Below are 12,008 nucleotides of genomic sequence, written 5' to 3'. Positions count from 1 at the left end.
TTTCATTTTCACTTTTTTATTTTTATTTGTTTTGTTGTTTAAATGAGAAAAAGCATTCCCACCCAAGCTTTTATTAAATTTATAGTGAATAATATTTAAAATAAAAAAGGCTTATAAAATGATTAACATTTATAAGCCTTTATATATTTTATTTAATATAATCAGTTTTTAAATAAATTAACAGCCTCATCTTTAGCACTATTAACAGCATTAACAACAGAAGTAGATGATATAGTAGCACCACTTATAGCCGCAATTTGAGCATCAGCTGCTTCTTCAGGCTTAATTCCTTTTACAACAGTTAAAGGCACTATTGTACTTTGCTCTTTGAATTGATCTCTAAAACTATTTTCAATAATTTTAGCACCAAGTCCCGGAGTTTCAGCTTGTTCAGTAACTACTATAGCAGTTATTTTATCAACATTAGCATCAAAACCAACAAGCACTTTATTTTCTCCATTGTATCCGCCTGCAGAAGAAAGCATAGCATAACCAACTACAGTACCATCAGCTTTTTTACCTATATAGTAAGGATAAGCAGAATTATCAGTTAAAGGACCTTCTAATTCATCAGCACCTTCAATAACAGTTTTAACACCATTAAGTACTGTTTTTTCATTGTTAGCTAAAATATCCTTTTCAAAAGAAGAATATACAAATGAAAGCAAAAAACCAGCTAATAATGCAGTAATTGTAACAGAAATAACGGCAGTATAACCAACCTCTTTTTTCATAATTATTTACCTCCTTCTTTTTGAGCATTAGCTTTGTTAATTGCAAGAAGCTCTTTTTTACCAACAGTCATAGGTCTAGTAAGCATAGCAATTAAAGGCATAAACATATTTCCTATAAGTATAGAATACATCATATATTCCGGAGAAGAACCGAAAGTTCTTAATACAGCAAGTACAGTTCCTATTAAAAGAGCATATACCCAAGCACCTAAATGGCTTGAAGGGCAAGTAACCATATCAGTAGCCATAAAGAAAGCACCAAGTCCGAAACCGCCTGCTAATACTTGATATATAGGAGAAGCAACTTTACCCGGCATAGCTAAGCAAAGAAGGAAACTAACTACCACTAAAGAAATAAACATTCCTAAAGGTATTCTCCAATCTATAGTATTGGTAATTAGAAGGAATATTCCTCCTATTAAAAGAAGAAGGAATGAAGTTTCACCTATAGCACCTGCAGTACTTCCTAATAGCATCTGTAAATAATAATGAGATTCTATTTGTATTTGAGAAGCTAAAGAGCCTCCGAAATCAATAGCATTAAATTTTAAGAAAGTTAAAGGAGTAGCAGAAGTTAAAGCACTAACTGCATCCAAAGACTGAGTAGCTCCAGAAACTGTAAGACTTAAATCTTTTACTATATTTTCAAATACGCCTAAGAAAGGAACATTTTTAGGCGGAGTATATATAGTCATCTGAGCAGGGAAAGCCACTTGTAAGAAAGCTCTTCCAACTAAAGCAGGGTTGAATATATTAGAACCTAAACCGCCGAAAACCTCTTTAGCAAATACTATAGCAATAACACTTCCTATTACAACCATAGTAATAGTTGAAGCAGGCGGAAGAGTCATAACCAAAAGTATAGCAGTAACCATAACAGCATAATCAGGTATCAAAGGTTTTTTTCTAACTTTTTTTACTATTACAGTTGAAAGTACACAGCTGATAATTGCTGCTAAATATAAAACTATAACTCTAGCTCCGAACAGCACTATACTATATATAACAGCAGGTAAAAGAGCTATAATAACTCTTAACATTATCTTATTTGTAGTATCTCCGTCTTTAACATGCGGAGATGATTCTATATAAAATTTCATTATTATCTCCTTAATTTATCTTCTTAATAAATCTTTACCAAATCTAATCCACTGCACCAAAGGAATTTTTGAAGGACATATATAAGTACAGCATCCGCATTCAAAACAAGTTGCTATATCTAAATCATTCAATTTATCTTTGATTTTTGCTTTTGCAGTATGAGCAATTTCAGTAGGAGATAAATGAAGCGGGCAAGCATTACCGCATCTTCCGCATTTAATACAAGGATATTCAACTTCTTTAGGTAATTTGTCTTTATCTAAGAATAGAAGCGAGTTAGTACCTTTATTAACACATTGTTCAAGATTAGGTATAGCCGCACCCATCATAGGACCGCCTGAAAGTATAAGTACATTTTCAGCAGTGATTCCGCCGCATTCTTCAACGACATGAGAAATAGGCGTACCTAAAGGAAGCCATATATTTTTATGTTCTTTTATAGCATCTCCTGATACTGTAACAAGCCTTTCTATAAGAGGTTTATTTTTAGCTACAGCCTCATATATAGCATAAAGAGTAGCTATATTAACAACTATAACACCTACATCCATAGGAAGTTTACTTACAGGTACTATTCTTCCTGTAGTAGCTTCTATGAGCATTTTTTCAGCACCTTGAGGATATCGAAGTCTTAAAGCCATAACTTCAACATTATATTCTTTTCCCATTTTTGCCATTTCTTCTATTGCTTTAGGCTTATTATTTTCTATACCGATAATAGTTCTTTTCACAGAAGGAATTATTTTTCTTAGTATTTCAATACCTTTGAAAAGATGCTGAGTATATTCAATCATAAGTCTGTAGTCGCTGGTAATATAAGGTTCGCATTCAACTCCGTTAATGATTAAAGTATCAGCATTTCCCTTAGCAGCTCCATCAACTTTTACATGAGTAGGGAAAGTTGCACCTCCCATACCAACTATACCAGCCTGCTGTATTCTTTTTGACATTTCTTCTACAGGCATAGACATGTAATCAGAACTCTCAAAATAAGCTAAATTATCAGCATTGCTGTCAACATTGATAAGTAAAGCATTAGCCCCGCGTCCTAAAGGTGGCGAAGCAATTTCTACAGATGCAGCAGTACCTGTAACAGAAGAATGTACATTTCCTGATACATAACCGCCAGCTTCTCCTATAAGTTCTCCTCTTTCAACTTTATCCCCCTTGTTTTTTAACATTTTGGCTGGAGCACCAATATGTTGGGACATAGATATTAGGACGGTTTTAGGGGGCTTGGATAGAGCAGATGAAGCAATATCGGCTGTATCCTTACTGTCATGCGGATGAACTCCGCCAAAACGAAATCTACCTAAGTTCATATTATCAATCCTTCACTCAATTAAAAATAAATACTATTTTTTAATTATAAGTTAATTTATAGAAATAACAGCTACAGATTTGGTATAACCGCTTCCATAACTGCATATAGCTACCTTACTGTTTTTCTTTATAGAACCATCTTCCAAAGCCATAGATAATGCCACACCAGATGAAGCACTTAAAGATGAGTGAGCATTTTCCATTTTAGAATATACTATATCTTTGTTTACTGACAAACCATCAACAAATGCATTGTATGCATTGGGGCTTGAATAAGATGGTATATATAAATCGGGATTTATGTTATTAGATGATAAAACATCTTTAACATAAAGACCGGCTTTTTTAGCTTCTTCTTCAAAAATACTGCTATCTTTTATAGAAATAAAATGTTCTTTATTAAGTACGCCCTCTTTAGTATAAGGTTTAGCTGTTCCGCCCATAGGTATATAACAATTTTCTAATGCATTTCCGTCTGTTACTGAATCTATAAAATCTATTTGAATATCTGATTTTTCATTTGTTACTAAAGCAGCGGCACTTGCATCATCGAATCTATTTTCATCATCGCAGATATAAAATGATTCTGCTGCAACTACTAAAATATTTTTATATCTTCCGCTTTTAATAAAGGCATAAGCGAGTCTTAATGCTGATAAGAAGCCTGTAAAATCACTTTCTATATCAAAACAAAAAGCATTCTTTGCTTTAATTTTTCCGGCTAATATACAAGCTGTGGAAGGATAAATATAATCTTTAGTAACTGTAGCACAAAGAATAGCATCTATATTCTTTGGGTCCATATCCTTGATTACTTCATTTATTGATAGTAGGGCTAAATCTGAGGCTGCCATATTGGTTTTACTGTTTTTATAAGTGCCTTTACAAGATTTAATATATACCATTAAAAAATTCCTTTAAAAAATTCTTCTTTTAGCTCCCGAGTCATAAAGTTCTTTAGCTATTTTTTCATTTATTTTGGCATCTAAAAATCTATACATATTTAGTACAGCATTTTTCATACCTAAACCGCTAGTTTTGCCATGTCCTACAAAAGCTCCGCCATTTAAGCCTAATAATATAGCAGAACCATAAGAATCGGAACTCATTTTTGATTTCAAACTATTAAATACAGGTTTCATCATAAGTCCGCCCATAACACTAACAGGATTTTTCTTAACTTCTTCTTTTAATAAATTAACAATAAAAGAAGCTGTTCCTTCTATAGTTTTTAATACTATATTTCCATCGAAGCCGTCAGCTACAACAACATCAACACTATCAGATTTTAACATATCATTAGGCTCTATATTGCCGATGAAATTAATTTTTTTCATTTTTTGAAGACGCTCGAATGATTTTTTGGCATTAGTATTTCCTTTAGAATCTTCTTCTCCTATATTTAAAAGTCCGACTCTAGGATTATCTATCTTTAAGTATCTTTTAGCAAATACTCTGCCCATAACTGCAAATTGAACTATATAATCTGTAGTGCAGTCCACATTTGCCCCCATATCCAGCATGCAGAACTCGCCGTTTAATTTGGGAAGTGTAGATATAAGGGGCGGACGCATAACGCCTTTTAAGCGTCCTATTTCAGTAAGAGCTGCCGCTAAAGTAGCACCTGTATTTCCGGGCGAGAAGAAACCATCTGCTTCTTTCTCTCTAACCAAACGAGCAGCCAATAAAACGGAGGCATTCTTTTTATGTTTTATGCCGTTAGCAGGACTTTCATTCATATCTATTATTTCGTCTGTATGTCTTATATCTATACGATTATGATCATATTTAGTTTTAGATATGGCTTTAGATATGTTTTTTTCGTTGCCTACTAAAATTAAATTAATATCTTTATTTTCTTGTAGGGCACTAACAGCACCTAATACTAGTTCTTCAAGAGGTTTTTCTCCGCTGGCTACATCTATGGCTAAATTCATAATAACTTCCTAAAATTAGTTTTATCCGGCGTTTTGAGTTTTTGGAGCTTTGATTACTCTGTCTTTATAAAAACCGCATTCCGGACAGATTCTATGAGGCATTTTTTCTGCACCACATTGCGGACAGATTGATAATGAGCCTAAGAATCTTTTATCATTAGCTGCTTGTCTTGATCTTTTTTTTGATTTCGATTTTCTATGCTTTGGTACCGCCATTTTCTTCTCCTTATATTAAAATGTTGCAAATAAATTCAAAAATTAAGATAATTATCGCTATTATACGATATAAATTTTACACTATAATACTATGAAGCATCAATTTTGTCAAGCAGAATTAACATAATATATAATCTATTTTCTTATAACTTTTCCATCTCTTATTACTATTGAACTTTTATCCAGTATTTCTTTTGTAAATTTTATATTATATTCCTTGGCTATATCTTCATTGATGAGAATTCTGTAGGAATCAGATAATTTTACAAAATTTAATCCTTCTGTTTTGCCATTGTTATTTATTACATCATTAAGAAGCAATGCCAATTGTCGGCCTAAGTAATAATAATTAAAATCTAATGAGAATAATACCGTTGTATTTACAGCTTCCGAAATATCAGTATTTATCAAGGGAATAGAATATTTATCGCATAAATGTGCTATAGAATATATATTATTATTTATGTATTCTTCATTTGCTAAAATCATATAGTCTATATCTTTTAATTTGATAATATTTTCTATATTATACAAATTAAAATCTTTTTCTATTTCCAAAGGATAATATACTATATTTTCATTGCTGCAGTATTTTGTAATATATGTAGATATATTAGCTGACATTGCAGAATTTTTAGTGTATAAATAGGCAATACTTTTAACATCATTTTCAGAAATTATTTTTATATATTTAGTTATATCTAAGTATACATAAACACCTGTAATATTATTATTTTGAATTTTATTTTTAGTTATGCTGCTTAAGGATAAATTATCAAAAGAGCCGGCAAATATTATAGATTGAGGAACTATTATATTCATAGATAGTAAAGTGGCATTTTCACCTATAATTATTGCTATATTAGAGTTATCATCTCTTACATTATTAGCAGTTTTTATTATTGAAAGATCATCATTATCTAATTCGTAAAAATTAATATTAACATCAATTTTATCTGAGGATATTTGATCTAAAAGTCCTTTTTCTATAGAATCGTATGTTCTGGAATTTTTTTCTTTTATTATGCTTATAATAGTAGTTTTTTTTGAGTTTTCTTCATTGCCGCATGAAACTAAAAAAAGAATTAATAGCAATAATATAATTTTTAAGTTATTAGTTATCATAAATTTATATGCTTATATATTTTTAGAGTGAGCAAAGAAGTATATATTATGCCCAATTGCCCTCATTTTCTCCTCATAAAGTGTAATGCCGTAGCCTTCTAATTTATTGACATAATCTGTTTCTAAAGAATTTTTAAATATTGATGACTCTTTATAAATAGGATTCATTATTTCTAATGCATAATTATCATCATCTGTAACTGAATAGAATATACCATCATCTTTAAGCAAAATATTCATCTTACCCAAAAAATCTTTAGTAAATATTCTTCTATGAGCATGTTTTTTCTTCGGCCAAGGATCAGGAAAGTTTAAATATATTTTATCAAAATAATATTTGCCGTTTAGATATTTATCTATTACATTATTAGCCTCTCCGAATATAATAGTTAGATTTTTTATGTTTCTTTTATATGCTTTTGATACTGCTTTTTTAGCAGCTTTATACGAATATTCAATTCCTATAAAGTATTTATCTTTATTATTCATAGCAAGTTCTACTATAAATTTACCATTGCCGCATCCTATTTCTAACTCTACTATTTCATAACCTGATAATCTGTTTTGCAGTTCATTTGATATTGCAGAACTATTTTCTGAATTAAAATCATCTAATAAATATTTTTTTAATATTGATTCATCAAGATTTAAATTTCTCAATTATATTCCTCATTACTAATGTTTTACTTGAATGATATATTACTTAATTTTTATGTCAATACTTTTAATATATTAAGCATTATAATTTTATATATGCGGTATTTACGCTGAAAATTTAAATAAATCTTGGGTGGGCAGCTAATAAATGTGATATAAATAAAAAAGAAATAAAAAATTAGAAATTAAAAATTAATTAAAAAGTCTAAAGGGTGGGCAAATGAAAATAAATTTTAAAACTTTAATTACATACCCCGCCCTTTATTATTTACAGCGTATTTTTTATATTTTAATTTAAATTATTTTTACTGCTTATTTAGAAATGTTAACACCCGCCCAAATTTTATTTAAATTTTAAAATCTCTTAACGCACGATTAACGGTTTTTTTATAATAGATTAAACTGCATTAATAATGTAATTAGTTATAAAATTTAGTTTACCGTGCGTTTTTTATAATAATATTTTTAATTAAAATACAGCTTTCATAGCAATATAGTATCTTCCGTCAGTAGAACCCTGAAATCCAAATGAAATAGGATCAAATTTTATATAAGCAGAATATTCTAAACAGAATAGATCTTTTTTAGGATCAAATCTGTAACCATGATTATAGCTATTATCATAGTTAACAGGTATATAAAATAGAGGTCTTACAGCAACATTTATCATTTTCCATTCAAGTCCAAGTTCAAACCTTAAATAGTGTGCGTCATTATCCCTCCAAGTATATTCACCTAATAAGTTTAGCCATAAGTCCTTATTAAGAAATGGAATTCTTCCCATACCGGATAATTGCACCAAATGATGAGTATAATATTCCTTTTCATCGTTAATATTATTTGGGGTATTATATCTGCTTTTAAAATTGTCAGGAGAAAGAGAATTTTTATTATATTGATAAAGAAACTGAGCTCTGAAATAGTCGCCGTTAATTTTGAAAACAGCCGCCAATGGATTTGAATCTTTAGAATAACCTTGAGAATAAGATAATTCATAATAAGAACCTATAAATCCAGCTCTAAAACCCATTTCATTATTAACTCTAGGAAGATACCAATGCGGAGCAAAATTTGCCGATTCACTGTCAATAACAGAAGGCAAAAGCATAAATGTAGAACCATTAATATCATTAACCGCTTTCATTCTAAAAGATAATAATATTCTAGTTAAAGTAACAGTTTCTATACCAGCATCATATAATCCTATACTTCCTGTAGCATAATCTTTATTAAATACATCAAATTTAGAAGTCATAGTTACAAACGGAGTTGCAGAGAACATCCAATCGAAATGGAAACTTTTACCTACAGATAAATACATGTCAGGTATACTGAAATGTCCGTCTTTTAAATTAACGCCTATTAAAGTATTCATATGTATTTCTATAGTGGAAAGCTCATATAATAATCTTGATGGAAATGAATTTTTTAATCTATTTTCTCTTTTATGACTTTCATGTATATAATCAAAAGGCATATAACTTTCTGTAGGTCTTTCATATTCTATACCTATATAAGGCCAAACATCTACAGCACCTTTCAATAGATTTTGTTCTTTATCGGTATATGGAGATTGTCCGTATATTATTGGAGTGTATATCAATATTAAGGGCAGAACAATAAATTTTAATATATTCTTCATAAAAACCTATTTTTATATTATGTTGTATAGATTATATTTTATCATATAAATAAAAAATTGACAATTGAATTTATATGTGATATAATTTTTAATATATATTTTTTTGGGGGGAAAATTTGAAAGAATTTACAATTTTAGAAGAAAAATTGAAAGATATTTTAGATGAATACCAATTAATTTCATTTGATAATAAAGAATTATGCCAAGTTATAGAACAGCTAAAATCAGAAAAAGAAGAATTAATAAACAGTTTGAAAAATGTAAAAGATAGTTTCAATCTTTTAAAAGAAGAAAAAACTATACTAGAGGCTGATAAAAGAAATGCTACAGATAATTATAATTCTATAAAAGAAGATAAAGATAATTTAATAAAACAATTAGAGGCTACCAGAATAGAGAGAGATACTCTTAAATCTAATTTGGAAAATATAGAAAAAGATTCTATAACCTTAATAGAAGAAAATGATAATCTTAAAAAAGAATTAGAAAAAGCAATAAGAGCTATAGATTCTTTAAGCAAAGAAAATAATGATCTTAAAGAAAAATTAAGTATTCTGATAGAAAGAATAGACAATGTTAGAAAATCTAGTTTTGAATCTAAGAAATCTCATCATTCTGCTATTATTCATAATTCAGAAAATGCCTCTCATAATGATTTAGTTAACAATGCTGCATCAGTTAATAATGTAAATGCAGTTAATGTAAATTCAGTTAGTGAAGAAAATAATAATAAAGAATTAAAAGAATCTCCTAAAGAAATTATTAAAGAAGAAGTACAAAATACTGAAAATGAGTTTGTAAGTAATTTAGAAGAGCCTGATGAAGAAAATCCTTTTAAAAGTGATGCTCAATTATCTGATGAATATGAAGAGTATAAAGCTGAAAATCATATTAATAAAAGCAATGATGCAAAAGAAGTAAATGAAATAAAAGAAGTAAGAGAAGTTTCAAATGTAAAAGTTACTGAAGATGAAGACCCATTTAGTAATGCTTCAGATGCTAGTTGGGATAATGATATAAAAAATGAAGAGATAGAAAATAAAACTGATATTGCGGCAGAAGAGAATATTGAAGAAATTGATGATAAAAACGGCAAAGAAGATAATTATGAATTTGATATAAATGAAGATGATCAGTATATGTTTGGTGATGATGACGAGGAAGAATTTTTCTTTGATAATGAATCAAAATAATAGGTAAATAATTATGGATAATATTACTATTGTAGAGGTTAATATATACGGAAGAATGCTAAGCATAAAATCTCAAGAGGGCAATGCTGAATATTTAAAAGAAGTTGCAGAATTTGTTAATGAGAGTATGAATGATATAGCAGAGCATTATGGTCCTAATTATCCAAGGGATACTATAGCCATACTAGCATGTCTTAATATAGCGGATCTTTTAAAAAGAGAAATAGCAAATAATAAAGCAGGAAAAGATACATTATTAGCATTAAAAGAAAGCATCGCTTCCAGATCCAATGAGCTTATAAGACTTATAGATGAAACTAAAGATATTAACAAGGAAAAACAATAAGTTATAATTAGTATTATTTTAAATTTTGTATTTATCAATCATTATATTTTACTGTCTCTAAGCATATAATTAAATTGATTTCTTGTATAAACTTTAATTTTATCATTATGCGTAGCATAACTTCTAGCACTATTTGTAAGTTCAAGAGGCAGAATTAATATACCATTTTTTGCTCCCGCCTCATTAATAAGAAGCATAAAATCTCTAATTACAAGTTCTCCAACTTCAGTATTTCTCCATCGCTTGAAAGATATTAAAGTCAAATCTTTTTTACTCTTATTTGCAGCAAATGCCAAGTAATTAACTTCATCTCCGTAATCATAATCTATTAATTTTTCATTATACTCCTGCACAGCTGAATATAAAAGTTTTTTCTGTATTATATCCTGACATATACTTTTAAAAGATGATAAACTTATATCATAAATTTTATCTACTTTCTTAGTGCTTACATTTTCTATAGTGGCATTATTTTCATTTATATTGCATTCCAATAATATTTTTTCAATATCTACAGTTCTTTCTATTTCTATTAAATTTAATACTTTATCTAAACTATTAAAAGAATCTTCCCACAATCTCACAGAGTTTTCCCAAGATTCTATATACTGAGCATTAACATATTTTTCATAATTTTCTTTTACATATTTATCATTATTATTTAACGGCATATCTCCTCTTAATTTTTTTAATTGAACTTCAGCTTTGGCAATAGCAGATAAATAATTAAATATACTATCTAAATCATATATACTAAATTCAGGATCATTGAATAATTTTATATGCTCAAAATAACTTATAGCACTATTAATATCTTTTATAAAATAATTGTAAAAACCAAAATCTAAAATAATAATAGTTTCCTCTTTTTTTATTTCATTTATTTTATACTGTTTTGAATATTGATTATATAAATTGATAAAAGCTTCATTATCATCTGATTTGTATAATATATATAGATATATTCTGTTTATAAAGAAATGATACTTAGAATCATTCTTAATCGCTCTTGATGACAGTATAGATTCTGTAAAGTTTCTTGCACTGTTAATCTCATCATTTATAATATATAGTGAAATTAGTATTTTCTCTACCAATATCATTTCATCATAGTCTTCTTCAATATTGCTTATATTTCTATTTAACCTCTTATGAAGTTCTTCAAGCATAGAAATCACTTTTTTATACTCTTTGTTTATGAAATAAGATACAGCAGCTATTTTAAGCTCATATATTTCAAAATCATTTTTATTATTTAAAACTCTATTGAAATATTCTGAAGCTAATTTATAAGCACCTTCTCTGCCAAGTTCTGTAGCTGCTTTTATAGAATAGTATGCATTATTAATATCTATTTGAGCTATTTTTAAAGTATATTTTAAACTTTCTTCTCTATTATCTAATTTATTATATAACTCTTCAAGCTTCTTATATATATTTAATTCCTCTCCTTCAAAATATTTAATATTAATAAGCTGTTCATATTTTTCTAAAGCTTTTTCGGTCATATTGTACTGTTCTTCTATTACAGCCAATTCATATATTGAATTATAATCTTTAGGATTCATTTGTATTTTTTCTCAAGATCATCTATTTTTTTCTTTATGTCTTTTGGCTTATATGTACGATTACTTCCTCCCATTATACTTTTTAAGAAGAAAATTATTCCTAATACTATTATTATAGATACCGGAACGATAATTATATAAGTGTAAGAATCAAGCATAATATGTC

The 12,008-nt window shown here is 28.4% G+C and carries 11 protein-coding genes and 1 pseudogene; 2 read left to right on the top strand and 10 right to left on the bottom strand.

Annotated elements, in window-relative coordinates:
• Window positions 1-161: 161 nt before the first annotated feature.
• The 9 genes from BHAMNSH16_RS06595 to BHAMNSH16_RS06555 form a co-directional block, all read right to left on the bottom strand.
• On the bottom strand, window positions 162-734 hold the full coding sequence (locus BHAMNSH16_RS06595; protein WP_008729312.1) for an RnfABCDGE type electron transport complex subunit G: 573 nt from the start codon (window positions 732-734) through the stop codon (window positions 162-164).
• A 2-nt stretch (window positions 735-736) separates the two neighbouring features.
• Entirely contained in the window at window positions 737-1,834 is a 1,098-nt protein-coding gene (locus tag BHAMNSH16_RS06590; protein WP_008729315.1) for an RnfABCDGE type electron transport complex subunit D, read from the bottom strand.
• Window positions 1,835-1,849: 15 nt separating this feature from the next.
• On the bottom strand, window positions 1,850-3,157 hold the full coding sequence (gene rsxC, locus BHAMNSH16_RS06585) for an electron transport complex subunit RsxC (RefSeq protein WP_008729316.1): 1,308 nt from the start codon (window positions 3,155-3,157) through the stop codon (window positions 1,850-1,852).
• A gap of 51 nt (window positions 3,158-3,208) precedes the next feature.
• A complete protein-coding gene (locus BHAMNSH16_RS06580) occupies window positions 3,209-4,063 on the bottom strand; it encodes a 3-oxoacyl-ACP synthase III family protein (RefSeq protein ID WP_008729317.1) in 855 nt (284 codons plus the stop codon).
• A 12-nt stretch (window positions 4,064-4,075) separates the two neighbouring features.
• The gene (gene plsX, locus BHAMNSH16_RS06575; protein ID WP_008729318.1) at window positions 4,076-5,095 is read right to left on the bottom strand and encodes a phosphate acyltransferase PlsX; all 1,020 of its coding nucleotides are present in this window, start codon (window positions 5,093-5,095) and stop codon (window positions 4,076-4,078) included.
• A gap of 21 nt (window positions 5,096-5,116) precedes the next feature.
• Window positions 5,117-5,311, bottom strand: coding sequence for a 50S ribosomal protein L32 (gene rpmF, locus BHAMNSH16_RS06570; protein ID WP_008729319.1), 195 nt, complete (start codon window positions 5,309-5,311; stop codon window positions 5,117-5,119).
• 135 nt (window positions 5,312-5,446) lie between these two features.
• A complete protein-coding gene (locus BHAMNSH16_RS06565; protein ID WP_008729320.1) occupies window positions 5,447-6,436 on the bottom strand; it encodes an ABC transporter substrate-binding protein in 990 nt (329 codons plus the stop codon).
• A 12-nt stretch (window positions 6,437-6,448) separates the two neighbouring features.
• Window positions 6,449-7,096: a tRNA (guanosine(46)-N7)-methyltransferase TrmB gene (gene trmB, locus BHAMNSH16_RS06560; RefSeq protein ID WP_069731658.1), complete on the bottom strand. Its 648-nt coding sequence runs from the start codon at window positions 7,094-7,096 to the stop codon at window positions 6,449-6,451.
• A 466-nt stretch (window positions 7,097-7,562) separates the two neighbouring features.
• Entirely contained in the window at window positions 7,563-8,735 is a 1,173-nt protein-coding gene (locus BHAMNSH16_RS06555) for a hypothetical protein (RefSeq protein WP_069731657.1), read from the bottom strand.
• A gap of 116 nt (window positions 8,736-8,851) precedes the next feature.
• On the opposite strand from BHAMNSH16_RS06555, the gene BHAMNSH16_RS06550 reads away from it, so the two are divergent.
• Window positions 8,852-9,928, top strand: a complete 1,077-nt coding sequence (locus BHAMNSH16_RS06550; RefSeq protein ID WP_069731656.1) for a hypothetical protein — start codon at window positions 8,852-8,854, stop codon at window positions 9,926-9,928.
• 13 nt (window positions 9,929-9,941) lie between these two features.
• Complete coding sequence (locus BHAMNSH16_RS06545) at window positions 9,942-10,274, top strand: cell division protein ZapA (RefSeq protein ID WP_008727298.1); 333 nt, start codon at window positions 9,942-9,944, stop codon at window positions 10,272-10,274.
• Window positions 10,275-10,315: 41 nt separating this feature from the next.
• Here BHAMNSH16_RS06545 and BHAMNSH16_RS06540 read toward each other — a convergent pair.
• Window positions 10,316-12,000 (bottom strand): annotated as a pseudogene (locus BHAMNSH16_RS06540) (restriction endonuclease).
• Between the last annotated feature and the right edge of the window lie 8 nt (window positions 12,001-12,008).

Origin of the sequence: Brachyspira hampsonii (assembly GCF_002214805.1) — a bacterium.
Taxonomy (GTDB): Bacteria; Spirochaetota; Brachyspiria; order Brachyspirales; family Brachyspiraceae; genus Brachyspira; species Brachyspira hampsonii.
Note: the sequence above shows the minus strand (reverse complement) of the source record. Positions and strands in the feature narration are given on the sequence as shown.